The sequence below is a fragment of the Streptomyces sp. NRRL F-5135 genome (assembly GCF_000719775.1).
In the GTDB taxonomy this organism is placed as follows: domain Bacteria; phylum Actinomycetota; class Actinomycetes; order Streptomycetales; family Streptomycetaceae; genus Streptomyces; species Streptomyces hebeiensis.
On record NZ_JOHR01000012.1, the window covers coordinates 132,748 to 159,431 of the forward strand.

Below are 26,684 nucleotides of genomic sequence, written 5' to 3' on the forward strand. Positions count from 1 at the left end.
GACGCCGAGTCCCCGGGCAGGGCCGCCGGGCCCGCGAGCGCGGACGCCGAGTCCGCCGGCCGGGACGCCGCCCCCTCTCCGGACCCGCGTGCCGCACCTCCCGCCACGCGTGCCACACCTACCGCCGCCCGTGCCGCTCACCAGGACACCCCTGCCGCACCCCCCGGCACGGTCGGCAGCCCTCCGCCCGCCACCGCCCGTACGACCACCGACCTCGCGCGCGAGCTGGCCGCGGCCGTGCGCGGCGAGGTCGACTTCACCGCCGCGGCCCGCGCCCTGACCACGATGGACGCCTCCAACTACCGGCGGGTCCCCGTCGGCGTCGTCGCCCCGCGCGACGCCGAGGACGTCGCCGCCGCCCTCCGCGTCTGCCGCGAGCGCGGCGTCCCCGTCGTGCCGCGCGGCGCCGGAACCTCCATCGCCGGGCAGGCCACCGGCCTGGGCGTCGTCCTCGACTTCACCCGCCACATGCGCGCCCTCGTCTCCGTCGACCCCGAGGCGCGCACGGCCGTCGTCCAGCCCGGCCTGATCCTGGACGACCTGCGCGCCGCCGTCCGGCCGCACGGGCTCACCTTCGGCCCCGACCCCTCCACCCACAGCCGGTGCACCCTCGGCGGAATGATCGGCAACAACTCGTGCGGCTCCCACTCGGTCGCCTGGGGCACCACCGCCGACAACGTCCACGGCCTCGCCGTCACCACCTACGGCGGCGACGCGCGCCGCCTCGGCCAGGACTGGGCCGGCGCCCCCGCCGGGGCGCGCGAGCTGATCGCGGGCAACCTGGCCCCGCTGCGCACCGCGTTCCCGCCCGGCCTGCCGCGCCGGATCTCCGGCTACGCCCTGGACGCGCTGCTCCCCGAGGCCGGCGCCGACGTCGCCCGCGCCTTCTGCGGCAGCGAGGGCACGCTCGGCGTGCTGACCGAGGCGACCGTACGGCTCGTCGACTCCCCGCCCGCCCGCGCCCTCGCCGTCCTCGGCTACCCCGACGAGAGCGCCGCCGCCGAGGCCGCCGCCGGGCTCCTGCCGTACGGCCCGCTCACCGTCGAGGGCATGGCCGAGGACCTCGTACGCGCCGGGCACGACCTGCCGCGCGGCGGCGCCTGGCTGTTCGTGGAGACCGGCGGCGCGCACCCCGACGAGGCCCGCGCCGCCGCCGGCGCGATCCTGCGCGCGGCCGACGCGCTCGACGCGCAGGTGGTGGACGACCCGGCCGGGCAGCGGGCGCTGTGGCGGGTCCGGGAGGACGCCTCCGGCACCGCGACCCGGATGCCGGACGGCTCGGAGGCCTGGCCGGGCTGGGAGGACTGCGCGGTGCCGCCCGCCCGGCTCGGCGCGTACCTGCGCGACTTCCGCGCCCTGCTGAGCGCCCACGGGCTGCGCGGCACGCCCTACGGGCACTTCGGCGACGGCTGCATCCACGTCCGTATCGACTTCGACCTGCTCCGCGAGGACGGCGTACGGCGCTTCCGGCGCTTCTCGGAGGAGATCGCGGACCTTGTCGTCGCGCACGGCGGCTCCCTCTCCGGGGAGCACGGCGACGGAATGGCGCGCGCCGAACTGCTGCCGAGGATGTACGGGGACGAACTGGTCGGCCTCTTCGGCCGGTTCAAGGACCTGTGGGACCCGCGCGGCGGCATGAACCCCGGCGTCCTCGCCCGCCCCGCCCCCCTGGACACGGACCTGCGCTTCGCCGTGCTGCCGCGCGAACGCGTCGACGTCGCCTTCGGCTACCCGCACGACGGCCCGGACGGCGGCGACTTCACGGCCGCCGTACGCCGCTGCGTGGGCGTCGCCAAGTGCCGGGTCGCCGGGCCGAGTACGGGCGAGGGCGTCATGTGCCCCTCCTTCCGCGCCACGGGCGAGGAACGGCACTCCACGCGCGGGCGCGCGCGGCTGCTGCACGAGATGCTCGCGGGCGAGGTCGTCACGGACGGCTGGCGCTCGGAGGAGGTACGGGACGCCCTCGACCTGTGCCTGTCCTGCAAGGGCTGCCGAAGCGACTGCCCGGTGGGCGTCGACATGGCCACGTACAAGGCCGAGTTCCTGCACCACTACTACGCGGGCCGCCGCCGTCCCGCCGCGCACCACTCGATGGGGCGCCTGCCCGAGTGGCTGCGCCTGGCCGCGCCGTTCGCCCGTCCGCTGAACGCGGCGGCCCGCCTCGGCCCGGCGGCGGCCGTGGCCAAACGGCTCGGCGGCATCGCCCCGGAACGCGACATCCCGGAGCTGGCGCCCGAGACGTTCACGCGCTGGCTGCGGCGGCGGTCGAAGGCCCAGGGCACGCGGATCCATCCGGGGAGCCGGGTGGCGGTCCTATGGCCGGACACCTTCACCGAGCACCTCTCCCCGTCCGTCGGCAAGGCGGCGGTGCGCGTACTGGAAGCCGCCGGCCTGGGCGTCCTGACCCCGCCGGGCAGGCGACGGGTCTGCTGCGGGCTGACGTACGTCTCGACCGGCCAGCTCGACCGGGCCCGTACGGTCATGCGCCGCACCCTGCGTCAGCTCGCTCCGTTCATGGACGACGAGCCCCGCCGCGACCCGCCTGTGGTGGTCCTGGAACCGAGCTGCGCCGCCACGCTGCGCACCGACCTCCCCGAACTGCTCCCCGACGACCCCCGCGCGGCCCGCCTCGCCGCGTCCGTACGCACCTTCGCCGAGGTCCTCCAGGAGCGCGCCCCCGACTGGCGGCCCCCGCGCGTCGACCGCCCGGTGGCCGGCCAGACCCACTGCCACCAGCACGCGGTCCTCGGCGACGCGCCGGACCGCCGCCTGCGCGAACAGGCGGGTCTGACGGGCGAACTGAGCGGCGGATGCTGCGGCCTCGCCGGCAACTTCGGCTTCGAGAAGGGCCATTGGGACGTCTCCGTGGCCTGCGCGGAGGATCAGCTCCTGCCGTCCGTACGGGCGGCACGGTCAGCGACTCCGGACGCGGAACTCCTGGCGGACGGCTTCTCGTGCCGTACGCAACTGGCCCAGCTCGGCGGCCACCGGGCGCGGCACCTGGCGGAGGTGCTGGCGGAGGCGCTCGGGGAGGACGCGGAAGCGGGGGAGGAGGGGCAGGGCGACGGGCAGGGCGACGGGCAGGGCGACTAGGGCGCGTTTCGAAAGTCCCGCCTGGCTCGCGACGCCTGGCACGAACGCTCGCCGCGTTGTCGGAGTCGTCCAAGTACGTCCGGTCCATCGACGACGCCGATCCTCCGCCTTGCGATCGCACGCACCAGACGCCGCGAGCCCCGCCCTGCGCTGATGACGAGGGAAGGCATCGGCTGGAAGCCCGGTAGCGTGACCGCGCGCGTACCGCTTCCGCCCAGTCCGCTGGTCTCGAGGAATATGAGATTCTGCGCGTCTACGCGCTGGCCGAGTATGCGACGGTTGTCGACCCCGGGCGGAGCGAACACGAACTGGAAAAGCGTCTGCCTCCTGATCATCCAGCACTTCGACCACCGGTCGCCGGAGAAGAGGTCAGGAGGGCCCACGGAGCCCAGGAGTCCGCCGAAGAGTTCCACGTGGGGGTCGGACCGCCAGCGCCCCGTGGTGGTCGGGGGAATCCTGTTGCTCTGGAGCTCGTACCGGAATCGCGCCCCGAAGTTGCGGAAACTCAGTGAGCCGCTGTTGTACGTCGCCCTGCCCGTGAAATGCAGGCCGTCGGCCAAGAATTTCCCGTTGAAGGGAGTAGTCTCGGACGCTTCGGCCCTCGCGAACCAGAAGCTCGGATCAGCGGCCCTGGGAGCGGGCGGTTCCAGGTCGAGCGGGCTCAGGTGCCGGTCGAGGCCGACGTGCGTCTCAGCCACTTCTTCCAGCTTCCGCAATTGACGCGCCCTGTGCTCTGCTTCCCTTGCCCGGTAATCGTCCAGGTCGATTCCGAGGGAGCGGGCGACGGACCGCTGCGTCTCCGCGATATGCGCTCGTGCTTCTTCGTCGGGTCGCGCGTACTTCGCCAGATCCCGCTGCTGGTGCATCTCCTCCAGCTCTTCCTGCTGGGAGAGATCCAGTTCTTTGATTACCTCTTCAGGCATCGAATGCTTCGGGTTGACATAGGTGGCGTTGACATAGGTGGCGCCATTCATGGCGACCTCCATCGGAAGGACTTATGCGATCTCCCCCCCCGTTGACCCCCGTGAAATCCCCCGAGCCGCCCAGGGCAACCGCTGTGCGGGCCCCGCCCTTTGCGTGCGGATTTCGCCACGCGAGGTGGCTTCATCACCAGCCTACGCGGTTCCCCGGAACCTGCATCCCTGAAGCCCGTTGACGTAAGTAAGAGAGGTTCACCCCTCGATCGAGGAGGCACGAGAGGCCGACGGGTCCGTGGCGATGGCTGCGGTGACGGTGGCGCGGATCAGGCGGAGCTGGCCGATCTCGGCGACGTTCTTCATCAGCTCGGCGTTCGCCCAGGCGAGCATGTCCGCCACGGTGAACTCCGGATCGTCCGGTACGGGGTACGAGGCCGGCGCGTCCAGGCCGGTGTCGGTGAGCCCGTCGAGCGCGTCCAGCCAGTCCTCCCGCAGCCCGCGCAGCCACGCGACGGCCGACTCGCCGTCGCCCGGCCAGGTGACGTCGGTCCGCTCCCGGGGCGTACGCCCCCGCACATGGTCCGTCGCCACGCCCCACCACCAGCCGATGTGCCAGCTCAGCCAGCCGATCGTGGGAACGGGGACCGGGTCGGGCTCGGTCTCCGACCAGTCCGGCACCCAGGTCCCGTCGGGGGCGGGCCGTACGGTCCAGGACGGGGTGGCCGGCTCCCACAGGAAGTCGGCGGGCTCCAGCCGTCGCAGGTGGTAGTCGAAGAGCGACCAGGTCAGATCGAACTGTTTACGGAGCAGGGCGCGTCGAGAGGCGTTCACCGGCCGACCGTGGCACATGGGCGGGCGGCCTGACGAACCGTTTTCCGTACGAACCGTTTTCAGCGGCCCGGCACCACGGAACACGGGGTGGGGACAGGGCGGGGCCCCGCCAGGAGACCCCCTGGTTGGCCCACGGGGACCGTGTTACGTCGTTCGGCCGACAGCGGTCGCTGGTGATCGACAGCCGCGATGTCATGACAGTGCGCCCCCGCTCAGAGCGCTGATGTGCGGCGGGTTCCGCAGGGAATCGAACCTTCACCGGCCCCGGATCGCGACACGCAGCGGCCCCGCCGCAGGCGAGACAGGAGGAGACAATATGCTGCGAAAAAGATGGAATTGAACGGAGTGGGCGATGGCGCGTCCCTGGCTGAACGTGCTGGTACGGGTGGCGCCCGTTCCGCTCGGATTGCTGCTCAGCGGTGCTCTGGTCTGGGGTGCCACCAACGCCGACTGGAGTGGGACCAGCAGCAACAGCGGCAACACGTGGGTCGCCGGCTCGCTGGGACTGGCCAACGACAGCAAGGTGCCCATGTTCCACATCGACAACATGCGACCCGGCGACGCGGGCTCCAACTGCACCACGGTCACGTCGAACGCCAGCTTCCCCACCGCGCTCAAGCTGTACAGCAACTCACCGAACTGGCCCAGCAACTTCCAGTCGTTCATCAACCTCACAATCGAGGTGGGCAGCGGCGGCACCTTCGGGAACTGTAAGGGCTTCACTCCGCACAAGACCGCGTTCCACGGCACCCTGGACCAGTTCATCGCCCTGCACACCGACTTCCGCACCGGCGTGGGCCCCTGGATCCTGCCCGGCAAGCCGCCCAACTCGCTGAGTTTCCGCTTCTCGTGGAGGTTCAGCCCGAGCGCACCCAACAGCTCGCAAGGAGCGGCCACCAACGAGGCGTCCTTCACCTGGGAAGCGCGGGAACACACGAGTGACTCCCTCAAGTGACCTGGCCGCCGGCGCGCTCCGGCAGCCCATGGCCGAGGGTGTCCCGCATCCGGTCCGCGTGGTCACCTCGGTCATCTCGCGTACCGTGCTCGGCACGATGGCCGGGCTGCTGGTGTGGACGCACGTGCCCGTGGTGGCGCTGGGCTGGACCGCGGGCGTGGTGCAGTCCGGCTCCATGCGTCCCGCCCTCACGCCGGGCGACGTCGTCCTCTACCAGCCACCATCGCGCGACCGCCCACCGGCCGTGGGTCACATCGTGCTGGTCCGGGACCCCACCCGGCCCGGCCGTCTGCTCACCCACCGGGTCCACCAGGTACGTCCGGACAACGCCCTGATCACCAAGGGTGACGCCAACCCCGCACCGGACTCGACCCCCGTTCGGCCCACGGCACTCCAAGGCGTAGCACGGTTCCGCGTGCCCTGGATCGGGCTGCCGGTCCAGCTCTGGCGCGCCGAGCGGACCGTGCCCGCGGTGACCGTGCTGCTCGGACTCGCGATGCTGCTCGCGCTTGCCGCTCTGCCACTGCACAGCCGCGGCAGACCGGCCCCGGTGGCTTCCTGAACGACGCGTGTGCCGCATGCCACCCTCGACGGGGCATGCGGCAACGGGACGAGCGACCGGGCTCAGAAACGGTCCGGGGCACGCTCCGGGAGCGGGGACCCGGGGATCATGTCCCGCTTCTGGTCCTTCCGCGCCTCCGCGTTCGAGTCGGCCGTCGCCTCGCAGGTCACGTCCTTCGCCGGGAGCTTGCCGGTGAGCAGGTAGTCGTTGACCGCGCCGTCCGCGCAGGCGTTGCCGCTCGGGTAGACACCGTGGCCCTCGCCGCCGAGGACGGTGACCATCTTCGAGCCCTTCAGGTCGGCGTGCAGGGCCTGACCACTGGGAAGCGGGGTCTGCGAGTCCCACTCGTTCTGGACGACCAGGGAGCCGACCTTGTTGTTCACCTCGGTGGCCGGTTCCACGGACTTGTCCCAGAACGCGCAGGGCTTGATGCTGGACGCGAAGTCACCGAAGAGCGGGTAGCGGCCCTTGTCCTCGATGGCGTTCCGCCGGTAGGTCTCCGGATCGCGGGACCACGCGGCCGAGTTGTCCCCGCACACCACGGCCCAGAAGCTCGCCGTCATGTTGTCGGACGGGATCTCGGCGGCACCGGCGGCGGCGCCCGCCGTCCCGGTCCCCTCGGATCCGGCGAACGCCGCGAGCTTCTTCGCGGAGACGGGCTCCCCGGCCGCGGCCTTCCTCAGCTCCACGAACGCCTCGGTGGCGTACTCCGGGGTGAAGACCGCCCCGCGCATGCCGCTCCGGATGTCGTCACCGGTGGTCGGCTGCCCCTCGAACTCGATGGGCTTCTCGTCGGCCTGCGCGACCAGGTCCCAGAACGTCCGGTCGACCTCCTTCGGGGTGTCACCGAGGCCGTACTTCTCCGAACGCTCGGCGGCCCACTCGGTCCACCGGTCGAACGCGGGCTCGGCGCCCTCCGCCCACCACTGGATCATCCCGCGCCAGGCGCGCGCCGGATCGACCGCGCTGTCCAGCACGAACCGGTCGGCCCGGCCCGGGAAGAGCTGGGTGTAGACGGCGCCCAGGTAGGTGCCGTACGAGTAACCCACGTACGAGATCTTCTTCTCACGGAGGACCGCCCGGATCAGGTCCATGTCGCGCGCGGTGTTGCGCGTGGTGATGTGCGGGAGCGTGTCGCCCGCCTTCTCCTTGCACTTGTTCGCGACCTCGCGTGCCCAGGCGACGTCCTTGTCGTACGTCTCCTCCTTGTACGGGCGCAGATAGTTCTCCTCCTCCGGCTCCATGCCGCAGGAGACCGGGGTGCTCCGTCCCACACCGCGCGGGTCGAAGCCGATGAGGTCGTACTTCTGCCGCGCGGACTCGGGGAGACTGTCCCGCATCCCCAGCGGCATGTAGAGCCCCGGGCCCCCCGGACCGCCGGGGTTGGAGAACAGGACGCCCCGTCGCTTGTCGGGCGCGGTGCTCTTGAGCCGGGATATGGCCAGGTCGATCCGCTTGCCGCCGGGAACCCGGTAGTCCAGCGGAACCTTGATCGTGGCGCACTCGAACCCCGCCGGAATGTCGGCGTCGGTTGCGCACCGCTTCCACTGCGGCTTCTGCTTCGCATACCGGTCCAGCGCGCCCTTGGCGGCCGCCGCCGCTCCGGCCGTCGGTGCGGGGGACGTCGGTGTGGAGGCCGACGGGGTGGCGGCCGGAGCGGCGGTGGCCGTCGAGGTGGCGAGCACGGGAGCCAGCGTTGCCGTGACACTCACGGCCAACAGGGGCGCGAGACGTCGTCTGCGCACGATATCGATCCTTCCGGTCGCATGTTCGGACAGGAAAGATCTTTCAGGAACCGGCCACGCGCGCGGATCCCTCGCCGGGCTGCACCTCCCCTCCACCTTGGGAGTGACACAACCGCCCTCGGTGATACCCGAGTTGTAGGGGACGGCCGGACCTCGGAGACGGGTTGTGCGGGGTTCTCGGCGCGTATCCGCCTCAGCGGCGGGCCGGGCGCGAGACGGTCACCAGTACGGGCTCGGTCCCGCCCGAGGCGCGCAACGCGTCGACGAACACCTCGGTCACGGGTCGTCGGAGCGTGCTGACGTCATGCGGACGTGCCGGAGGGGACGCGCCCCGCTTCACTTTCCGCGTGCTCCGGGGCCGCCTCGTCCGGGAGGTGGGCGCTGAGCGGGAGCAGGAGGGTGCCGTTGGAGCCGTACGCGGCCATCAGTGTGGCCAGCCGCTGCCGGGCGGTGCTGCGTGTGCCGCGTGTGTCGTCTGCGTCCGGGCTTGAGTCCGTCTCGTTCGCCATGGCCCTGGTGCCCTTCGTGTCAGACGTGACAGGGACAGGGTTGTCCCCTGCCTGCGGCCGGCGTCGGAACGGCGACAGGGGACATCCTGTGGGACCCCTCCCCGTACAAGACAGTGGGACGGGGAGAGTTGTGGCCGCTCAGAGCGTGGATACGTCGGGGAATCCAGCCCTGAATGGCGACGTACCGCGACGATAGCGTCACGGTAAGAGGCTCGGCAAGTATGCACCGGTGCATACTGATGAACGAAAGAGCCCTCCGCCGGATCGGCGGAGGGCTCTTGTCGGTCTCGTGTCATACGGGGGGCGTGGGGTGGCGTCAGTGCGCGAAGTGGTCGAACTCGCCCGCTTTGACGCCCGCGATGAACGCGGCGAACTTGGTCCGCGTCGTGGTGGTGACCACGTTGGGGTCGTCGCTCTCGCGTATGAGGATGCCGCCGTTGTGGTCGGCTATCTCGACGCACTGCGGCCCTTCGCCGGAGAGGGACGACTTCTGCCAAACGATCTCGGTGCTCATGCCTGTGTCCTTCACAGCTCTCGTGCGATGTGGTGGATGAAGCTGCGTGACTCGTCAGGCTCCATGGAAGCCTGCTCGGCGAAGTCGAGCAGCGTTCGGTTCTTTTCCAGCTCGGCGGCGGCGTCGAGGAAGAGGCCGCTCAACGGTGTGTCGACGTAGACCGTGTCGAGTTGCGGAACTACACCGGCCGCGTACAGCACCGTGCGGGTGAGGTCGATGAAGTCCTCGTTGGTGAACGGGATGATGCGAAGCATGACCTCCGGCCGCTGCGACATCTCCATGAGGTGTTCGAGCTGTCGGCGCGCGATCCGGCGGCCACCGATGCGCATGCGCAGGGCCGCCTCGTGCACGACGGCCACGATCTCGGGCGGCTCGTCGCGGTCGAAGATGCTCTTACGCCTCATGCGGTGTTCGACCCGGGCCTGCACTTCCGCCGGGGGAAGCTTCGGGAGCACGCTGTCGAACAACGCCCGTGCGTGGTCTTCTGTCTGCATGACGCCCGGGAACGTTACCGGCTGGAGGTAGCGCAGGTAGCGGGCGTGGTGTTCCAGTTCCGCGATGTCCAGGAAGCCCGGGCCGAGGATGCCGCGATACTCGTCCCACCAGTGCTGGCCGCGGTGTTCGCGAGCGATCGCGCACAAGGCGTCGATCAGCGCGGCGTCGTCGCACTCGTACAGGACCGCCAGCTTGCGGATCCGCTCTTCGCTGACGCCCAGGCGCCCCGACTCGATGTGGCTGATCTTCGCCGAGTCGGTCGAGAGAAGGCCGGCCGCCTCGCGGGCAGGTTTGCCCGACCGGACGCGCAGTTTGCGCAACTCCGCGCCGAGCCGCGCCTGTCGCGCGGTCGGATTGCTTCTCGCCGGCATGGTGACCTCCCCTGTCTCGGGCTCAGTGTCGCGTGCGAGGACGGTGCCGGTCCACCTGCGTCACTCGTTCGTGGGGCAATATTGCTTCGCGGCAATTTTGCAACCTTTGGTCGGTCGCAACACCACGCCGCCCGCCGGTGAATCGAAACGGGAGTCTTTTGTGTCGCTCGTTGCGGAGAACGGTACTGACCGGGCGAAAGAAGGGTGCTGCGCCGGCCCGGTTGGTCACGGTCGGTTACGAGCCTGAACGGCCCAAGCGGCCGGAGCGGCCCGTACGGTCCGGAGGGCCCATACGGTCCGGAGGGGTCGCGGCGCGGCCCGGCGCGTCCGATGCCGGTTCCCGTGCCAGTGCCGCCGGCTGCCGAAGCGTAGCGTCGGTGGAAGTGCGCCGCCGGGTAGCGCGTACGTCAGTCCAGTACATTGGACTGTCGGTGCATGGTGATGTACTTCGACGGGAGTGCTCGTCGGTGATCCGAGGGATCTGAGGGAACGGAGGGTGTCGGTGGAAGAGCAGCCGGGCGCCGCGACCGCCGCGGCGGCGGCGTCTGTTTCGGTGCCGGAGGCGGCCGGGGCGATGGCGTCGGGGGATACGGGTGGTGCGGCGAGTGCCGAAGCGGCGAGCGCCCGGGGCGCGAACGCCGAAGGGGCGGGCGTCGAGGGGGCGGGCGCCAAGGCGGCCGGTCGCGGAGGCCGGTTCGGGCCGGTCGCGCTGGTCGTCGCGGGCGGGCTCTCCGTGCAGTTCGGCGCGGCCGTCGCCGTCCTGCTGATGCCGATGACCGGACCGATCGGAGTCGTCACCCTGCGCCTCACGCTCGCCGCGGTCGTCATGCTGGCGGTGTGCCGCCCGGCGCTGCGCGGGCACTCGCGCGCCGACTGGGGGACGGTGGTCGCCTTCGGCGCCGCCATGGCGGGCATGAACGGCCTCTTCTACCAGGCCGCCGACCGTATCCCGCTGGGCGCGGCCGTCACGCTGGAGGTGCTGGGCCCGCTGGCGCTCTCGGTGATCGTCTCGCGCCGGCTGGTCAATCTGCTGTGGGCGGGGCTGGCGCTCGGGGGCATGGTGCTGCTGAGCGGGGGCGGCTTCGACCGGCTGGATCCGGTGGGCGCGGTGTTCGCGCTGTCGGCCGGGGCCATGTGGGCGACGTACATCCTCTTCAGCGCGCGTACGGGACGGCGCTTCCCGCAGGCCGACGGTCTGGCGCTGGCGATGGCCGTCGCCGCGCTGCTCATGCTTCCGCTGGGCATCGTGGAATCGGGGTCGAAGCTCGTGGTGCCGTCGACGCTGGCGCTGGGCCTCGTCGTCGCGCTGCTGTCCTCCGTACTCCCGTACACGCTCGAACTGCTCGCGCTGCGGCGGCTGCCGGCCCCGACGTTCGCCGTGCTGATGAGCCTGGAACCGGCGATCGCGGCGACGGCGGGCTTCCTCGTGCTGCACCAGGCGCTGTCGGCGACGGACGCGCTGGCGATCGCGCTGGTGATCGTGGCGAGCATGGGGGCGGTGCGTACGCAGGTGGGCAAGCGGGCGGGTGTGAAGCGAGCGCGGGCACGGGGCGAGCGCGGGGCCGGGCCGAGTGCGGGCGTGGGCACGAGTGCGGGCGCGGGTTCGCGGGACGCCCGTACGCCGTCCGGTGCGGGCGGCAGCCGGACGGGCCGTTCCGCCTCGAACTGACCCGGTGCCGACCGGCATCGGTGCGCCAGTGCGCCAGTGCGCCAGTGCCCCAGGCACCCGGTGCCCGAGTTCTGGCCGGTGTCCTGGTGTCCCGGTGTCCCGAGGCCCCGGCGCCCACGCGCCCCGCGTGGGCGCCCCGCACTCCTCGGGCGCGCCCACCCGGGGCGGCTGCCGTGTCCGGGCCGGCCCGGGCCGGACGGCCGCGTCTCAGCCCGCCGCCGCGTCGAACCCCTCGATCTCCCGGGGGTCCCGTGCCCCCGGTCCCACATAACGCGCCGACGGACGCACAAGGCGTCCCGTCCGCTTCTGCTCCAGGATGTGCGCCGACCAGCCCGCCGTGCGGGCGCAGGTGAACATGGACGTGAACATGTGCGCCGGGACCTCCGCGAAGTCCAGCACGATCGCCGCCCAGAACTCGACGTTCGTCGCCAGCACCCGGTCCGGCCGACGCGCGTGCAGTTCCTCGAGCGCGGCCTTCTCCAGCGCCTCCGCCACCTCGAAGCGCGGCGCTGCCAGCTCGCGGGCCGTACGCCGCAGGACCCGTGCCCGAGGATCCTCGGCCCGGTAGACACGATGGCCGAAACCCATCAGCCGTTCGCCCCTGTCCAGGGCCTGCTTCACATACGCCGTCGCGTCGCCCGTGCGCTCGATCTCCTCGATCATGCCGAGGACGCGCGAGGGCGCTCCGCCGTGCAGGGGGCCCGACATCGCGCCGACCGCGCCCGACAGTGCGGCCGCCACGTCCGCGCCGGTGGACGCGATGACCCGGGCCGTGAACGTCGACGCGTTCATGCCGTGCTCGGCGGCCGAGGTCCAGTACGCGTCGACGGCCTTCACGTGCCGGGGGTCGGGCTCGCCGCGCCAGCGGATCATGAAGCGCTCGACCACCGACTCGGCCTTGTCGATCTCCCGCTGCGGGACCATCGGCAGGCCCTGGCCGCGGGCCGACTGGGCGACGTACGAGAGCGCCATCACGGCGGCCCGCGCCAGGTCGTCGCGGGCCGTGCGCTCGTCGATGTCCAGGAGCGGTTTCAGGCCCCACGCGGGCGCCAGCATCGCCAGCGCGGCCTGCACGTCGACCCGGACGTCACCGGAGTGGACCGGCAGGGGGAAGGGCTCGGCCGGCGGCAGGCCGGGGGCGAACGCCCCGTCGACCAGCAGTCCCCACACCTGGCCGAAGGAGACCTGGCCGACCAGGTCCTCGATGTCGATGCCCCGGTAGCGGAGCGCACCGCCTTCCCTGTCCGGTTCGGCGATCTCCGTCTCGAACGCGACGACTCCTTCGAGACCGGGTACGAAGGAGGGGACGAAGTCGGACATCGGGCGGCTCCTCGTGATGCGGGTGACGGGCTTTATGCGGGCAGGGTGCCGTGGGCCCCCGGATTTTGGCCAGCCCGTACGGCGTGGTGAAGCGTGACAACGAGCACAGTTCCGGACATCTGCGATCCGTGACCGCCTGTGCCGGGACGTTCCCCGCGTGTCCGGACCTTCCCCGGCGCGGGCCCGGACGTATCCCCGCGCGGGCCCGGACGTACCCCCAGGAGGCCAGGACGTTCCCACGGTGTGCCCAGGGTTTGGCGGCACCGCTCACCGGGGACGCGGGGCCCTACGGCAGGATGACCCCCGTGCCTCATGACGTGCCTCACGAGAACCCGGATCCCGCTGCCATGCGCGAGCAGTACCGCACCACGCCGCTTCTGGAGACCGACCTCGCGCCCGCCCCCATGGACCAGTTCGGCCGGTGGTTCACGGACCTCGCGGCGGCGGCGCACGACCTGCACGAACCGAACGCGATGGTGCTGTCCACGGCCACCCCCGACGGCCGGCCCTCCTCGCGCACGGTTCTGCTGAAGCGGTACGACGACCGGGGCTTCGTCTTCTTCACGAACTACACCTCGCGCAAGGGCCGGGAGATCGATACGAACCCCCACGTCTCGCTGCTCTTCCCCTGGCACCCGCTCGCGCGCCAGGTCGTGGTCACGGGCACGGCGGCCCGTATCGGCCGCGACGAGACGGCCGCGTACTTCCGCACCCGCCCCCACGGCTCGCAGCTCGGCGCCTGGGCCAGCGACCAGTCGGCGCCGATCGCCTCCCGGGACGCCCTGCTGCGCCGTTACGAGGAACTGCTGGACCGCTACCCGGAGGGCGAGCAGGTCCCCGCTCCGCCGCACTGGGGAGGCTTCCGGGTGACCCCCGAGACGGTGGAATTCTGGCAGGGGCACGAGAACAGACTGCACGACCGGCTGCGGTACGTCCGGAAGGGCAGCGGGTGGCGCGTGGAGCGGCTCTGCCCCTGAGACGGCCCCGACCCCCGGTTCCCGCCTTCGGACGCCCTCGGACCGTCGGGACCCGGTCACCGGGGCCCGGAAAAAGCGGAACCCCGCGGGCTCGGGTCCTCCGGGGAGGAGCCGGCCGGACGTACCGGCGAGCCCGCGGGGCGGTGACTGCTTGGGATTTCGGCCGGCGGCGCCGGCTCCGCACAGAGTGCGACGAACGGGCCGCTAGCCCGCAGCCACCTCACGCGTCCGGATTGCATACATCTGCCGAACCACCTCCCTTCTCGTGTGCACCACACACTAGGAACCGGTTCGCGGGGTCTCAAGGGATTTTCGGAGAAATTGACGTGCTGGTGCGGGCCGCTCGCCCGTGCCTGACAATCGAACGTGCAGGGTAGAGAGGGTGAGAGAGGTTTGAGAAGAGCGTAGAAAACTGTTCGAGGCGGCATTTTCGGGAACGGGGTGTGTGCTGAGTCACGTTCGAGTTGAATGAACGGACGTACGTCCGCACCACGCGGAGCCGCCCTTCAGGGGGTGCCAGGATGAGTGCTTCTCGCAGTGAGACCACCGATGCGGCAGGACCGGACGGCCCGGAGCCCGATCACGGGGCGGGGGCCGGACGGGAGGATGGTGTCGTGAGCGGTGGCGGCCCTGCCCCGGGCGCCGGTGGCGACCCGGAGCGGGACAAGGACGAGGCCGGGGCGGATCTGCTCGCGTCCCTGCTCGACGGGATGGACGCGGCGCTGTTCGCGCTCGACGCGGGTGGGGTGATCACGCACTGGAACCGCGAGGCGGAGCGCATATTGGGCTGGACCGCCGAGGAGGCGGTCGGACGGCACGGTTTCGCGGGGTGGGCCGTCAGGACCGCCGACGCGGACGCGGTGCAGGCCCGGCTGATGTCCGTCATGGGCACGCGCGGGCGCCAGGTGGACGAGTTCGCGCTGCTCCGCAAGGACGGCGGGCGGGTGCTGCTGCGCACCCAGACCGCCGCGGTGCGCGGGGCGGACGGCAAGCCCGCCGGGGTGTACTCGGCCTTCAGCGAGGTGCACGCCCAGATCGACCTGGAGCGGACGATCGCGCTCAGCGAGGCGCTGTTCGAGGAGGCGTCCTGGGGTGTCGTCCTGGTCGACGTGGATCTGCGGCCGACGGTGGTCAACGGGTACGCGGCGCGGGCCCTGGGCGCCGGGCGTACGTCCGTGCTGGGCCGGCCGCTCGGTGAGCTGATCAGCCACGGCGTGGAGGAGCTGGAGGCCGCGCTCCACCATGTACTCGCGGAGGGCGCGCCGAGGTCGCCCGCCGAGCTGTGGGTCACGCTCCGTACGAACGGCGGGGAGCAGCGCCGGTGCTGGCGCAGCGGCTTCCTGCGGCTGGCCTCCCCGCTGGCGGAGGAGCCCGTGCCGCTGGGTGTGGGATGGATGTTCCACGACGTGACGGACCTGCGGCGATCGGTGCAGGACGCGGACCGGCTGCGGTTCCGCACCAGCCAGCTGCACCGCGCGGGCCGGGCGGCGGCCGAGTGCGAGGACCCCATGGAGGCGGCGACGGTCCAGCTGGACTTCGCGCTGGCGGGCTTCGCCGACCACGCTCTGATCGATCTGGTGGCCGGGGACGGGTCCGGTGATCCCGTACGGCTGGTCCGGGCGGCCGCCTCGCCCTCCGGCGGCGGCTCCGGGCCGGGCGCGCGGGTGGAGTCGGGGGGCATACCGGTGCGGTACGGGCCCGGGCACCCGGCCCTCCAGGCGCTGGACCGTAACGGCGCGGTGCGCGCGAGCGCCCCGGCGGGCCCGTCGGGGCCCCCGCTGTCCGGCGGTGCCGCGGAGGAGAACGCGGGACGCGGCCGATCGGGCCCGGCCGGGGCCGGACCGGCGAACGGGGGCGGCGGGCCCGGCGCGGGCGCGGCCCCCGGTGCCCTCCCGCCGTCCGCGTGGGCGGCGGCCCGCCAGTGGCCGCCGGACGCGGTGCACGCCCTGTGCACGGTGCTGCGCAGCCGGGGCCGGTCGCTGGGCGTGGTGACGTTCCTGCGGGGGGCGAGCCGGCCGCCCTTCGAGCGTCAGGACGCGGTGTACGCGGAGGATGTGACGGGCCGGATGGCGGGTTCGCTGGACCTCTTCCGGACCTTGTCCGACTGAGAGCGCGCCGGCGGACGAGCGGTGCCGGTCGCAGCGGCCCGCCGACGCGGACGACCCGTGCCGGCCGTACGGCCCGCCGACACGCGTACGGGCCGTGCCGGTCGTACGGGCCGCACAACCCGTATGACCGCCACGGCCCGTACGTCAGGCCGTGAGGCCGGCCGTCAGGAGGCCCCCGCCTTCGGCCTCGTCCCGGGCACCGACTCCTCGAGACGCGCCGCGCCCGCGGTGGCCGGGGCGGTGGGCGCCGGGCCGCGCATGCGGACCGGTTCCGTCTCCGCGTCGTTGTGCCGCAGGGCCCAGTTCTCCAGGGAGATCCGGCACGCGTGGTCGAGGTGGCGGACCTCGGACAGGTCCAGCTCGATCGGCCGGTCCTTCGGCAACTCCTCCAACTGCTCCATGATCCGGGGCAGTCGCAGGAACGTCACGTTGCCGCTGACGGACACCACCAGCCGGCCGCCCGTGAGTTCCCGCACGTCGACGTTCAGGTGGGAGATCTCCCACGCCGTCTTGACCACGGCGAGCAGCAGACCGAGGATCACGCCCTCGAAGAGGTTCGTGACCAGGATCGCGGTCGCCGTGATGGCGAGGATGACCGCCTCGCCCCGGTGCTCGCGCCACAGCGGGGCCAGGTCCTTGACCGGGATCAGCTTGCATCCCGCGTGGACCAGGACACCGGCGAGCGCCGCCAGCGGGATGATGCCGATCGCGGCCGGGAGCAGCGCGGCGAACAGCAGCAGCCATACGCCGTGCAGGATCCGGGAGAGCGAGGTCTTCGCCCCCGCCTGGACATTGGCGGAGCTGCGCACGATGACCGCGGTCATCGGCAGCGCGCCGAGCGCGCCGCAGACCGTGTTGCCCACGCCCTGCGCCATGAGCTCCTTGTTGTAGTCGGTGCGCGGACCGTCGTGCATACGGTCCACGGCGGCGGCGCTGAACAGGCTCTCCGCCGAGGCGATCAGGGTGAACGCCAGGATCGTGCCGATCGCGGCCATGCCGCCCAGCGCGCCGAAGTCCCCGAGGCCGGGCGGGCTGATGGACTCCAGCAGACCCTTGACCTCGACCTTGGCGACCGGCAGTCCGAACGCCACGGTCACACCGGTGGCCAGTGCCACCGCGGCCAGCGGACCGGGGACGACCCGGAACTTGGCGGGCAGCTTGGGCCACAGGACCAGGACGGCGACGGTCCCGGCCCCGATGAGGAACGCGGTCAGCGCCGCACCGCTGGTGACGATGTCGGCGGCCAGCCCCGGCAGTCCGGCCAGCTTGTCGAGGCCGCTGGAGGGCTGCGCGAGGTCGGCCATGGCGTACACCTGGCCCAGGACGAGGACGAGGCCGATACCGGCCAGCATGCCCTGGACGACGGAGACCGAGATGGCCCGGAACCAACGGCCCAGGCCGACCGCGCCGAGCGCCAGCTGGATGAGTCCGGAGATGAGGACGATGGCACCGAGGGCACCGAGTCCGAACTCCTGGACGGCGCTGTACACCAGCACCGTCAGACCGGCCGCCGGGCCGCTGACCTGGAGGGAGCTGCCGGGCAGGGAGCCCACGACGATACCGCCGACGATGCCGGTGACCAGGCCCAGTTCGGCCGGGACGCCGGAGGCCACTGCCACGCCTACGCACAGAGGCAGCGCCACGAGAAAGACGACGAGTGAGGCGAGTATGTCGCGCCTCAGGACGGTTTTGTCCTTCAGTAGCGAGAACATGAGGGTTGGTGTTCCTAGCTGTGTGGTCCGCTCGGGGCGGACGGACGACAGGAAGTGCGCGCGTGGGAGGAGGTCGTCCTCACAGCGCTCTGAACTCCCCGCCCAGCTCGGGACGGTGCGTGCTGATCGCGCCCGTGTCGACTTCGTAGTACCAGGCGTGCAGGGACAGCGATCCGGCCGCCAGACGTTCCCGGACGGCGGGGTAGCCGCGCAGCGTGTCGAGCTGCGCCGCCGCATGGTGCTGTACGCAGTGGGGGAGGTCGGTGGACTCCGGAAGGCCGGTGACGCAGTAGTCCAGCCAGTCGCGGACCGCGGGGACGCCCGACAGGTCCTCGCCGCGGACGAGGGCGCCGACGGCGCCGCAGTGGGAGTGTCCGCAGACGACGATGTCACGGACGCCGAGCACGCGCAGCGCGTACTCGATGGTGGCGGTCTCGCCGCTGGGCCGGCTCGCGTCGTACCGGGGAACGATGTTGCCCGCCGTGCGGAGCTCGAACAGCTCTCCCGGCCGGGCGCCGGTGATGAGGGACGGGATGACTCGGGAGTCCGAGCAGGTGATGAACAGGACTTCGGGGGACTGTCCTGCCGCCAGCTCGCGGAATTCCTCGGAACGCTCCGCCACCTGGACGGAGAACGAACGGGCGTTGTCGATCAGTGACTTCATGATGGCCTGCCTCCTGCACCCTCGGTTCCTGCCGGGGCGCGGTGTGGTCGGGTCAGTGGGGGAGTACTGCTGTGGGAAAGGTGCTGCTGACGCGTGCGACGAGGCGACGCGCGGTACGGGCTGACGTACGAGGACGAAGCGGGAGGGGGCGCCGGCCGGCGCTCCGGGCCCGGGGCGTCCGGCGGCTCCGGGGGTGACCGGAGGGGGCCGTCCGGGGCGTCACACCTCGCCGGGTCTCGGCGATCGGTGTCGGGCCGCGGGCTCGGGCGGTTCACGGTCCGGTCGGAGTCTCACGGCGCGTCCCTTCCGTGCTGTCGTGCTCGTGCTGTCGCTCGCGTGCTGTGTCGAACCGTCGTGCGTCGTCGTGTTGCTGATGGCGGCCTCTCCGCACACGCCGCGGCCTTGCCTCATCGCGAAGGGGCGTTGTGGGCGGAGTGCGCCGCAGGCTCTGATGATGCCTCACCGGAGCCTCTCCTACTTTGCCTCAACATTACCTTCTCGTGAAAGATCATAATCTCGCCAAGCATCCCTTTGGTGACGCAAAGTCGCGGGTCGCGGGGGTGCGCGCACAGGGGTTGTGCGGGGAGCAGTCGCGGCAGCCCATGGCCAATGCTTTACCTTTAGGGGTGAAGACCGTTGCTCCGGATGCCTCCGTTGCTTTGGTTAAGGCGGCCGTCCTGGTTGTGTGTTCGAATTCGAGGGCGGCGGTGGCAGAGGCGGTACGCCGATGGCGTTACGTCAGTGGCCGTAGAAGATACGGTCGCTGTTCTCGCTCATCACCCGGGCGTTCCAGAGCGTCCCGCCGTCGATGTTGCCCGAACGCAGGAGCGGGGGCTCGATGCCGCGCCCGGCGAGTTCGCCCGCGGCGGCGGCCATCATCGCCTGCATCAGGGCGCTGGTGACCACCGTGGAGGCGGGAGCGAACGGCGCGTCGATGCCGTCGGCCGTCAGTTCCGCGTCGCCGACGGCTATCCCGTTGTCCAGGACGATGTCGCAGTGGTCCTTGAGGAACATCCCGGTGCGGTTGCGGGGGGTCGTCCGCGTCGCGTACGCCACGGACGTGACCCCGATGACCTTCAGGCCCTTCTCCCGCGCGTGCGACGCCATCTCGACGGGCAGTGCGTTGCGCCCGGAGAGGGAGACGACCACGAGGACGTCGCCCGCGGCGGCGGGACTCGTGTCGAGCACCGTGCTCGCCAGTCCCTCGACCCGCTCCAGCGCGGAGCCCAGGGTGGCCGGGCGCACGTCCACGCCCACCATGCCGGGGACGGCGAGCAGGTTCATCACGGCGAAGCCGCCGGCGCGGTACACCACGTCCTGCGCGGCGAGCGAGGAGTGTCCGGCGCCGAAGGCGAAGAGGCGGCCCCCGGCGGCCACGGTGTCGGCGATGGCCGAGCCGGCCTTCGCCACGGCCTCGGACTGGCCGTCCCGCGCGCGGCGCAGCAGGCCGATCGCGGCGTCGAAGAACTGCTCGGCCGGCTTGCTCTCGTTCAGCGGCTTGCTCTCGCTCATCGGGATCCTTCGGGAAGAGACGGGGCGCGCGGGAGTGCGCGGGGCGGACGGAAGCGCGCCCGGGCGACGCGCGGGGTGGTGGCCGTGCCTGCCCGGTCACCGACGGGTGCGGGCGAGTACCGCAGGTGACCGGCTCGGGACCGTCCCGTGTCGTGTCCCGCGTCCGCCGGTGCCCGCTCGTGCCCGCTCGCGCCCCCCCCGTTGCCGGGCTGTGCCGCGGATCACGTTGAGGTCTGGACCATTGCCCTGTCAATGCCATGTCAATGACCCGCCGGTGCCGCGCGCCCGGGGCGGCGGCAGGACGGGAACCGACTGCGGCACGGCACGGTTGTCGGTGCTATGCGTCAGAATTGAGTCAGGGCCAGCGCACGATTTATCGAGGGGCACGTATGTCCGGACTGATCGACACGACGGAGATGTACCTCCGCACCATCCTTGAGCTGGAAGAGGAAGGTGTGGTCCCGATGCGCGCCCGGATCGCGGAGCGGCTCGACCAGAGCGGCCCGACGGTCAGCCAGACCGTCGCCCGCATGGAGCGGGACGGCCTGGTGCAGGTCGCGGGCGACCGTCATCTGGAGCTGACGGAGGAAGGGCGCCGGCTCGCGACGCGCGTGATGCGCAAGCACCGGCTCGCCGAGTGCCTCCTGGTCGATGTGATCGGCCTGGAGTGGGAGCAGGTGCACGCCGAGGCGTGCCGCTGGGAGCACGTGATGAGCGAGGCGGTGGAGCGGCGGGTGCTGGAGCTGCTGCGCCATCCGACGGAGTCGCCGTACGGCAATCCGATCCCGGGCCTCGCCGAGCTGGGTGAGAAGGGCGAGGTCGACCCGTTCCTCGACGCGGGCATGGTGAGCCTGGCGGAGCTGGACCCGGGCAGCGAGGGCAAGACGGTGGTGGTGCGGCGGATCGGTGAGCCGATCCAGACCGACGCCCAGCTGATGTACACGCTGCGGCGCGCGGGCGTGCAGCCGGGCTCCGTGGTGAGTGTGACCGAGTCCGCCGGCGGCGTCCTGGTCGGAAGCAGCGGTGAGGCGGCGGAGCTGGCGGCCGAGGTGGCGTCGCACGTCTTCGTGGCCAAGCGCTGACACCGGCCTCCGGGCCCGGAGACAGGCGCTGACACCGGTCTCCGGGGCCGTTACGGCCGTCTGTCCCCGGGCCGTTGACATCGCCGTCGCTGGCCCGGCCCCGCCGTCTCCGGGCCCGCACCGGTGGTTCCGGCCCTCGCCGTGTTCTTGCCTCCTGGCCGTGTCACCCGTGTCACCCGTGTCGGGCGCACGGTGGCCGAGGCGGAATCCGGTCCGAAGGGCAGCGGACGGGGCGGATCACATGGGAGGCTGTGGCAGGGGCATATGACCTGAAGGGTGTCGGCTGGGCCCCTGAAGCCGTGGCCGGGGAGGGAGCGGGGTATGCGCCGGGGGGTGAGCGCACGCCGGCCGGTCCGTGGCCCGGGCCGTGTCTCAGGAGTCCCGCCCCTCGGGTGGACGGCGCCGCTTCCGGAACACAGCCTCGACACGGGTGCCCACGGCTGCCGCGCGAAGGAGTGTGTTCCCGGCTGCCGAGCCTGCCGGCCCTGCCGTCTCTCCCGCCCACGGCTGCCGCGCGCCTGCGGCTCCGGTGCCTCGAGGCACCGGAGCCCGCCCTCCCCCGCGCTGACCCGGAGCCCCGAGCTCTCAAGGTCATCCCCTTCGGGCCGTCATCCCCGAGCGGCCCGCCTCCCGCAGAAGATCTCCCCCGGGCGACGTCCGGCAATCCTTGACCGTGGTCACTCGAACGAGCGGTGTTGCCGCTCGTACCCACATGTTCGAATGCGAGTTCGATAGTCTGGCGGAGTTGGACGCCCCTGGCCACAGCTGTATCCGACTCGACCACTCAGAAAGGGGTGCCGGGACAGATGGTGCAGCGCATCGATGTCACCGGAGCGGATGGCATACGCCTTGCCGCCTGGGAGTATGCCGACCCGCCCAAGCGGCGCGGGGAAGCGGAACGGGACGAGGAGACCGCGCGGACCTCCGGCGTCTTACTCCTCCACGGGCTCATGGGCCGCGCCTCGCACTGGGCGTCCACGGCACGCTGGCTCGCCGCCCGGCACCGCGCGGTCGCGCTCGACCAGCGGGGGCACGGCAGGAGCGAGAAACCCCCGGAGGGCCCGTACACGCGCGAGGCGTACATGGCGGACGCCGAGGCCGCCATAGAGCAGCTCGGGCTGGCGCCCGTGACGTTGATCGGCCACGCCATGGGCGCGCTCACGGCCTGGCAGCTCGCCGCGAGACGGCCCGACCTGGTGCGGGCCCTGGTGATCTGCGACATGCGCGCCTCCGCGCTGGGCGCGGCGTCGCAGCGGGAGTGGGAGGACTGGTACCGCTCCTGGCCGGTGCCCTTCGCGACGCTCGCGGACGTCAGGAAGTGGTTCGGGGAGGACGACCCCTGGGTCGAGCGGCCCAGCCCGTCGCGCGGCGAGTTCTTCGCCGAGGTGATGACCGAGGGCGCGGACGGCTGGCGTCCGGTCTTCTCCCGGCGCCAGATGCTGATCACCAGGGAGACCTGGGTCTACGAGGCCCACTGGGAAGAGCTGGCGCATGTGGAGTGCCCCACGCTGGTGGTGCGCGGCCTGGACGGCGAACTGGGCCGCGCGGAGGCCACGGAGATGGTCAGAGTGCTGCCGCGCGGCCAGTACGCGGAGGTCACGGACGCGGGGCACCTGGTGCACTACGACCAGCCGGAGGCGTGGCGCGCGGTGATCGAACCGTTCCTGGACGGCGTGCCGGCCTCGTGAGGCGCGTTGGCCTGTGGGGCGCGTCGCCTCGCCGGTGGTTCGCCCGTGGGCGGTGCGGTCGGGCCTCGGGAGGCGGCCGGTCGTGGTGAGGAGGGGCGGGGCGCCGGGACTTCGACGCGCCCTCACCACGACCGGGCCTGACCCCCGCGCCCACCCGGCCCCGTCCGTACCCGTCCGTCCGGTACGGCCCCTCCGGTACGGCCCCTCCGGTACGGCCTCAGCCCTTGCTGACCGCCGTCAGGATCTCCGGCAGGCGCGCCGCCGCCTGCGGGGCCGCCAGGCGGAGGCCGACGGCCGCGACCAGGGCCCCGTACGCCGTGCCCAGCGGGAGCAGGATCCAGGTCGGGCCGTCCGCGCTCGCGACATGGAGCCAGATCGTCAGCGCGATCACCGGCGCGCACAGCAGGGCCGCGCCCAGCATGCCGCCGAAGATGGAGATCCAGGCGAGCCCGGCCTGGCCCGGAGCCACGTTCTTGTAGCCGCTGTCCTGCGGTATCGAGTACGGGAAGCGGACCGAGGCCACCGCCCCCGTCGCCAGCATCGCGCCCAGCAGCGCGAAGGAGAGGCCGAGCGCTTCCGGCAGCGCGCGCCAGTTGTCCAGCAGGGCGGCGGTGGCGACCGTGACCAACGCCGAGTACGGCAGCGTGATCAGCGACAGGGCCAGCGCCCGCGCACGCAGTTCCAGGTAGGCGTCCCGCGGTGAGGAGATGGTCATCGCCACCATCCAGAAGGCGGAGGTGTCCTGACCGAACTGGTTGTACATCTGGATCCCCAGCATCCCCGCCGCGAAGCACGCGAAGTAGATCGTGCCCCTGCCCTGGAGCGCGTTGAACAGGGGCACGATCACCCCGATGGCCAGCGCGGTGATCCAGGCCGCCTTCGTCTTCGGATCGCGCCAGACGTAGCGCAGCGCGCGCCGCATCACCGTGCCCGTACGCCCCTCGGGCAACAGCCGTTCCAGGGCGGGCGCGCTCTCCTTACGGGCCGGTTCGCCGGCCGCGAGCGTCGAGCTGTCCGGCGCCGTCATCAGCCTCACCAGTGACCGCCGCCAGTAACGCAGCAGTACGGCCAAGGCGGCCACGGACAGCAGCAGTTGCCCGGCGGCCCGCCCGTAGGCGCCCTCGCTCGCCGAGGCCACGGCGCCCGTCGCCGCGGCGGGCGGCAGCCACCGTACGACCGCCGCCACCGGGTCCAGGGCGGCGAGCCCGCCGGCCTCGCCGAGGCGCTGTGCGCCGAAGTTGACGACCTGGACGCCCACGGCGATCACCAGGCCGCTCAGCACCGCCAGATCGCGGCCCTTGCGCGAGGTCAGCAGCCGGATGTTGGCCGTCGCCACCACCCGCGCCAGCGTCACGCAGAGCAGCAGCGCCAGCGGTACGGCCACCACCGCGACGGCCGTGCCCGCCGCGCCGCGCGCCGTCGCCGCCGCCGAACCCACCAGCAGGCAGAGCGCGAACAGCGGACCGATCCCCACCAGCGACGCCGCCAGCAGCGCCCCCGTCAACGGGTGCGGGCGCAGCGGCAGCATCACCAGCCGGGTGGGGTCCAGCGTCTCGTCGCCGCCGGGGAAGAACAGCGGCATCACCGCCCAGCCGAGGGCGAGTACGGCCGTCAGCAGCACGGTCACCGTGCCGACGTGCGCGGTCCCGCGCAGCAGCACCAGCCCGAGCAACTGCGCGGCGGCGACGAGCAGGGCGAGGACACCGGAGGCGATGTAGGCGGCGGTGCGGCCCGTGGACTGCCGCAGCCCGTTGCGCAGGAGGGAGAGCTTGAGCGGCACGAGAACGGAGGCGGCGGAAGCCATGGAGGCGCGGGGGGCGGTACGGGCGACGGTGCCGGTACCGACCGGGGAAGTGCCGGTACGGACGGAGGAGGCGGCACCGGCGAGGGGCGCCCCCGCGCCCGCCCCGGGGCCGGGGTCTCCCGTGGGCTGCCCCGAAGCGTCCGCCGCCCCCGGGACCCGGGCCGGTTCGTCGTCCCGGGACCGGCGCGCGGCGCGCGTCACCGCGCACCTCCCAGCCAGTCCAGCGACTCGCTTCTGTCCAGCCCCCGCGCGCCGACCAGTTCCAGGAACGCGTCCTGGAGCGACGGCGCGTCGGACCGTACCTCCGCGAGCGTGCCCTGCGCGCGGATGCGGCCCGCCACCATGACCGCGACCCAGTCGCACAGCGACTCCACCAGTTCCATCACGTGGCTGGAGAAGACGACCGTCGCGCCCGAGTCCGTGTAGCGCTCCAGCACACTCCGGATGGTCTGCGCCGAGACCGGATCGACGCCTTCGAACGGCTCGTCCAGGAACAGCACTTCGGGGTTGTGCAGCAGCGCCGCCGCCAGCCCGATCTTCTTGCGCATACCGGTCGAGTAGTCGATGACGAGCTTGTGCTGGGCGCCCGCCAGGTCCAGTACGTCGAGGAGTTGCGTGGCCCGCTTGTCGACCTCGGCGCCCGGCAGGCCCCGCAACCGCCCCGTATAGCCCAGGAGTTCGCGCCCGGAGAGCCGGTCGAAGAGACGCAGCCCCTCCGGCAGGACGCCGATGCGTGCCTTCACCTCGACGGGGTCGCGCCACACGTCGTGGCCCGCGACCGTCACGCGTCCCCCGTCGGGTCTGAGCAGCCCGGTCACCATGGACAGCGTCGTGGTCTTCCCCGCGCCGTTCGGGCCGACCAGGCCGATGAAGCGGCCCGCCGGCAGCGCGAGGTCGATGCCCGCGACGGCGATCTGTTCGCCGAAGCGCTTCCACAGCCCCTCGACGCGCACGGCGGGCGGCGCCGTCGGCGCACCACCCGCCCCGTCGTCGTCCCGTGCCCCGTCGTCCCGCATACGCGCCGGGGCGCCGGTTCCTTCCGGTGCCCGGTCCGGTGTGTGGTCCCGTGCCTGCTCCGGCATGTGCGCTGCCTTTCGGTGTCCTGAGAGAGTCCCGCGCGCCCGTCGGCCCGCGTGCCCGTCGGCCCGCGCTCGCCGTTCCCCCGGCCACCGCCGCGCCGGATGTCCGCGCTCGTCGCGAGCCCGCTCACGAACACGGTGGGCGGGCCACGGGCCGCCGTCGGTCCACCCTACGTACGACGGGGCGGGCGGGGCCGCTCCCGGGTCCGTTCCGCCGCGGCCTCCCGGCCGCACGCGTACGCCAGCGCGCCGATCAGGTCCTCCGTGTCCGGCAGCCAGCGGTTCGCCGTCGTCGGCCTGCGCGCCCACTGCACCGCCCCGCGGCCACCGATCCGGGTCGGCGGGGCCGCGACGTAGTCCCCCTCGCCCCGGGCGCGCAGGTCGAGCGAGTGCGGCGGCCAGCCCAGCCCCTGTACCAGGTCGTCCAGTTTCGGCCCGGCGCCCGGCAGCACGAAGAACAGCATCCTCCGGTGCGGTGTGCAGGTCACCGGGCCGGGCGTCACCTTCAGCCGGTCCATCCTGGCCAGCGCCAGACAGCCCGCGGACTCCGAGACCTCCAGCGCGTCGAACGCGCGCCCCGTCGGAAGCAGGACCGATGCCGTGGGCCGCGCCGCCCAGAGCCTGCGCGCCCCCACCGCGCTCCCCGTCGCCTGTGCCGCCCAGTCCGCCCCCGCCGCGTGCGCCCCCGGCGCGGGGCAGTCGGCGCTGCCGCAGGAGCACCGCTCCGCGCCGCCCAGGACCTCCAGCCAGGTGCCGGGGAACACGTCCCAGTGCCGCTCCCGCGCGTACCGCACCGCGCTGTCCAGCAGCTGGTCACCGCGTTGTTGGGGGATCCGCCCGGTCCGGTCCGCGGGCGGTCGGGCGATCCGTGCCTCACCCGTGACTCCGATGCTCTCTTCCACGGCATTCACAACTCCCCGTACCACCCCGGGTTACGGGCGCACGGCGACGCGCCGTGGCGCATCGATCCTGCATACGGGGCGCATGGAGGCATGGGCGGGGGCGCGCGGGAAGGGGTGTGGCGGAAGGGGGGTAGCCACCCCCGGGGGTCCGACAACATATGGGCAGCACGTGGGC

The 26,684-nt window shown here is 72.3% G+C and carries 21 protein-coding genes; 8 read left to right on the forward strand and 13 right to left on the reverse strand.

Annotation, left to right across the window (positions count from 1 at the left end; translation table 11 throughout):
• The first annotated feature begins 285 nt into the window (after positions 1-285).
• Positions 286-3,093 (forward strand): FAD-binding and (Fe-S)-binding domain-containing protein, encoded by a 2,808-nt coding sequence (locus IG02_RS0121625; RefSeq protein ID WP_234314858.1) that lies wholly within the window; start codon positions 286-288, stop codon positions 3,091-3,093.
• Here the strand turns inward: IG02_RS0121625 and IG02_RS0121630 are convergent.
• Positions 3,090-4,067: a hypothetical protein gene (locus IG02_RS0121630; RefSeq protein ID WP_158712360.1), complete on the reverse strand. Its 978-nt coding sequence runs from the start codon at positions 4,065-4,067 to the stop codon at positions 3,090-3,092. The two genes, IG02_RS0121625 and IG02_RS0121630, sit on opposite strands and share 4 nt — an antisense overlap.
• Before the next feature lie 198 nt (positions 4,068-4,265).
• On the reverse strand, positions 4,266-4,859 hold the full coding sequence (locus IG02_RS0121635) for a DinB family protein (protein ID WP_078854680.1): 594 nt from the start codon (positions 4,857-4,859) through the stop codon (positions 4,266-4,268).
• Positions 4,860-5,193: 334 nt separating this feature from the next.
• On the opposite strand from IG02_RS0121635, the gene IG02_RS0121640 reads away from it, so the two are divergent.
• Positions 5,194-5,796, forward strand: a complete 603-nt coding sequence (locus IG02_RS0121640) for a hypothetical protein (RefSeq protein WP_051765466.1) — start codon at positions 5,194-5,196, stop codon at positions 5,794-5,796.
• Complete coding sequence (locus IG02_RS0121645; protein ID WP_158712361.1) at positions 5,780-6,358, forward strand: signal peptidase I; 579 nt, start codon at positions 5,780-5,782, stop codon at positions 6,356-6,358. The genes IG02_RS0121640 and IG02_RS0121645 overlap by 17 nt, the downstream gene beginning before the upstream one ends.
• A gap of 62 nt (positions 6,359-6,420) precedes the next feature.
• Here the strand turns inward: IG02_RS0121645 and IG02_RS0121650 are convergent, their stop codons facing one another.
• The 4 genes from IG02_RS0121650 to IG02_RS0121670 form a co-directional block, all read right to left on the reverse strand.
• Complete coding sequence (locus IG02_RS0121650; protein WP_030750582.1) at positions 6,421-8,103, reverse strand: alpha/beta hydrolase; 1,683 nt, start codon at positions 8,101-8,103, stop codon at positions 6,421-6,423.
• Positions 8,104-8,405: 302 nt separating this feature from the next.
• Positions 8,406-8,612: a hypothetical protein gene (locus tag IG02_RS0121660; protein WP_030750585.1), complete on the reverse strand. Its 207-nt coding sequence runs from the start codon at positions 8,610-8,612 to the stop codon at positions 8,406-8,408.
• 316 nt (positions 8,613-8,928) lie between these two features.
• Positions 8,929-9,126: a DUF397 domain-containing protein gene (locus IG02_RS0121665; RefSeq protein WP_030750588.1), complete on the reverse strand. Its 198-nt coding sequence runs from the start codon at positions 9,124-9,126 to the stop codon at positions 8,929-8,931.
• 11 nt (positions 9,127-9,137) lie between these two features.
• Positions 9,138-9,992, reverse strand: a complete 855-nt coding sequence (locus tag IG02_RS0121670; protein WP_030750591.1) for a helix-turn-helix domain-containing protein — start codon at positions 9,990-9,992, stop codon at positions 9,138-9,140.
• A gap of 502 nt (positions 9,993-10,494) precedes the next feature.
• Here IG02_RS0121670 and IG02_RS0121675 point away from each other — a divergent pair.
• A complete protein-coding gene (locus IG02_RS0121675; protein WP_420707779.1) occupies positions 10,495-11,661 on the forward strand; it encodes an EamA family transporter in 1,167 nt (388 codons plus the stop codon).
• Between the two features lie 207 nt (positions 11,662-11,868).
• On the opposite strand, the gene IG02_RS0121680 is transcribed toward IG02_RS0121675, so the two are convergent.
• A complete protein-coding gene (locus IG02_RS0121680) occupies positions 11,869-12,981 on the reverse strand; it encodes a citrate synthase 2 (protein WP_030750597.1) in 1,113 nt (370 codons plus the stop codon).
• A gap of 296 nt (positions 12,982-13,277) precedes the next feature.
• Here IG02_RS0121680 and pdxH point away from each other — a divergent pair, with 296 nt between their 5' ends.
• Together pdxH and IG02_RS0121690 are read left to right on the forward strand one after the other, a co-directional pair.
• The gene (pdxH, locus tag IG02_RS0121685; RefSeq protein WP_051765516.1) at positions 13,278-13,958 is read left to right on the forward strand and encodes a pyridoxamine 5'-phosphate oxidase; all 681 of its coding nucleotides are present in this window, start codon (positions 13,278-13,280) and stop codon (positions 13,956-13,958) included.
• 521 nt (positions 13,959-14,479) lie between these two features.
• Positions 14,480-16,066: a PAS domain-containing protein gene (locus IG02_RS0121690; protein WP_030750602.1), complete on the forward strand. Its 1,587-nt coding sequence runs from the start codon at positions 14,480-14,482 to the stop codon at positions 16,064-16,066.
• Positions 16,067-16,230: 164 nt separating this feature from the next.
• On the opposite strand, the gene IG02_RS0121695 is transcribed toward IG02_RS0121690, so the two are convergent.
• From IG02_RS0121695 to IG02_RS0121705, 3 genes are all read right to left on the reverse strand, one after another.
• Positions 16,231-17,778: a SulP family inorganic anion transporter gene (locus tag IG02_RS0121695; protein WP_051765468.1), complete on the reverse strand. Its 1,548-nt coding sequence runs from the start codon at positions 17,776-17,778 to the stop codon at positions 16,231-16,233.
• 79 nt (positions 17,779-17,857) lie between these two features.
• Positions 17,858-18,442 (reverse strand): carbonic anhydrase, encoded by a 585-nt coding sequence (locus tag IG02_RS0121700; RefSeq protein WP_030750608.1) that lies wholly within the window; start codon positions 18,440-18,442, stop codon positions 17,858-17,860.
• Between the two features lie 738 nt (positions 18,443-19,180).
• Complete coding sequence (locus IG02_RS0121705) at positions 19,181-19,936, reverse strand: SIS domain-containing protein (RefSeq protein ID WP_030750611.1); 756 nt, start codon at positions 19,934-19,936, stop codon at positions 19,181-19,183.
• Between the two features lie 407 nt (positions 19,937-20,343).
• On the opposite strand from IG02_RS0121705, the gene IG02_RS0121710 reads away from it, so the two are divergent.
• Positions 20,344-21,036, forward strand: coding sequence for a metal-dependent transcriptional regulator (locus IG02_RS0121710; RefSeq protein ID WP_030750614.1), 693 nt, complete (start codon positions 20,344-20,346; stop codon positions 21,034-21,036).
• Between the two features lie 806 nt (positions 21,037-21,842).
• The gene (locus IG02_RS0121715; RefSeq protein WP_030750619.1) at positions 21,843-22,724 is read left to right on the forward strand and encodes an alpha/beta fold hydrolase; all 882 of its coding nucleotides are present in this window, start codon (positions 21,843-21,845) and stop codon (positions 22,722-22,724) included.
• Between the two features lie 217 nt (positions 22,725-22,941).
• Here the strand turns inward: IG02_RS0121715 and IG02_RS0121720 are convergent, their stop codons facing one another.
• From IG02_RS0121720 to IG02_RS0121730, 3 genes are all read right to left on the reverse strand, one after another.
• The gene (locus tag IG02_RS0121720) at positions 22,942-24,528 is read right to left on the reverse strand and encodes a hypothetical protein (RefSeq protein ID WP_030750622.1); all 1,587 of its coding nucleotides are present in this window, start codon (positions 24,526-24,528) and stop codon (positions 22,942-22,944) included.
• A gap of 197 nt (positions 24,529-24,725) precedes the next feature.
• On the reverse strand, positions 24,726-25,544 hold the full coding sequence (locus IG02_RS0121725) for an ABC transporter ATP-binding protein (RefSeq protein ID WP_030750624.1): 819 nt from the start codon (positions 25,542-25,544) through the stop codon (positions 24,726-24,728).
• Positions 25,545-25,777: 233 nt separating this feature from the next.
• Entirely contained in the window at positions 25,778-26,509 is a 732-nt protein-coding gene (locus tag IG02_RS0121730) for a bifunctional DNA primase/polymerase (protein WP_030750626.1), read from the reverse strand.
• Positions 26,510-26,684: the final 175 nt, after the last annotated feature.

What these genes read in the sequence shown, in the direction of transcription:
- IG02_RS0121625 (WP_234314858.1), top strand. Translation starts at nt 286, where the DNA reads ATGGACGCCTCCAACTACCGGCGGGTCCCCGTCGGCGTCGTCGCCCCG.
- IG02_RS0121630 (WP_158712360.1), bottom strand. Translation starts at nt 4,067, where the DNA reads ATGAATGGCGCCACCTATGTCAACGCCACCTATGTCAACCCGAAGCAT.
- IG02_RS0121635 (WP_078854680.1), bottom strand. Translation starts at nt 4,859, where the DNA reads ATGTGCCACGGTCGGCCGGTGAACGCCTCTCGACGCGCCCTGCTCCGT.
- IG02_RS0121640 (WP_051765466.1), top strand. Translation starts at nt 5,194, where the DNA reads ATGGCGCGTCCCTGGCTGAACGTGCTGGTACGGGTGGCGCCCGTTCCG.
- IG02_RS0121660 (WP_030750585.1), bottom strand. Translation starts at nt 8,612, where the DNA reads ATGGCGAACGAGACGGACTCAAGCCCGGACGCAGACGACACACGCGGC.
- IG02_RS0121665 (WP_030750588.1), bottom strand. Translation starts at nt 9,126, where the DNA reads ATGAGCACCGAGATCGTTTGGCAGAAGTCGTCCCTCTCCGGCGAAGGG.
- IG02_RS0121670 (WP_030750591.1), bottom strand. Translation starts at nt 9,992, where the DNA reads ATGCCGGCGAGAAGCAATCCGACCGCGCGACAGGCGCGGCTCGGCGCG.
- IG02_RS0121680 (WP_030750597.1), bottom strand. Translation starts at nt 12,981, where the DNA reads ATGTCCGACTTCGTCCCCTCCTTCGTACCCGGTCTCGAAGGAGTCGTC.
- pdxH (WP_051765516.1), top strand. Translation starts at nt 13,278, where the DNA reads ATGACCCCCGTGCCTCATGACGTGCCTCACGAGAACCCGGATCCCGCT.
- IG02_RS0121690 (WP_030750602.1), top strand. Translation starts at nt 14,480, where the DNA reads ATGAGTGCTTCTCGCAGTGAGACCACCGATGCGGCAGGACCGGACGGC.
- IG02_RS0121695 (WP_051765468.1), bottom strand. Translation starts at nt 17,778, where the DNA reads ATGTTCTCGCTACTGAAGGACAAAACCGTCCTGAGGCGCGACATACTC.
- IG02_RS0121700 (WP_030750608.1), bottom strand. Translation starts at nt 18,442, where the DNA reads ATGAAGTCACTGATCGACAACGCCCGTTCGTTCTCCGTCCAGGTGGCG.
- IG02_RS0121710 (WP_030750614.1), top strand. Translation starts at nt 20,344, where the DNA reads ATGTCCGGACTGATCGACACGACGGAGATGTACCTCCGCACCATCCTT.
- IG02_RS0121715 (WP_030750619.1), top strand. Translation starts at nt 21,843, where the DNA reads ATGGTGCAGCGCATCGATGTCACCGGAGCGGATGGCATACGCCTTGCC.
- IG02_RS0121720 (WP_030750622.1), bottom strand. Translation starts at nt 24,528, where the DNA reads ATGGCTTCCGCCGCCTCCGTTCTCGTGCCGCTCAAGCTCTCCCTCCTG.
- IG02_RS0121725 (WP_030750624.1), bottom strand. Translation starts at nt 25,544, where the DNA reads ATGCGGGACGACGGGGCACGGGACGACGACGGGGCGGGTGGTGCGCCG.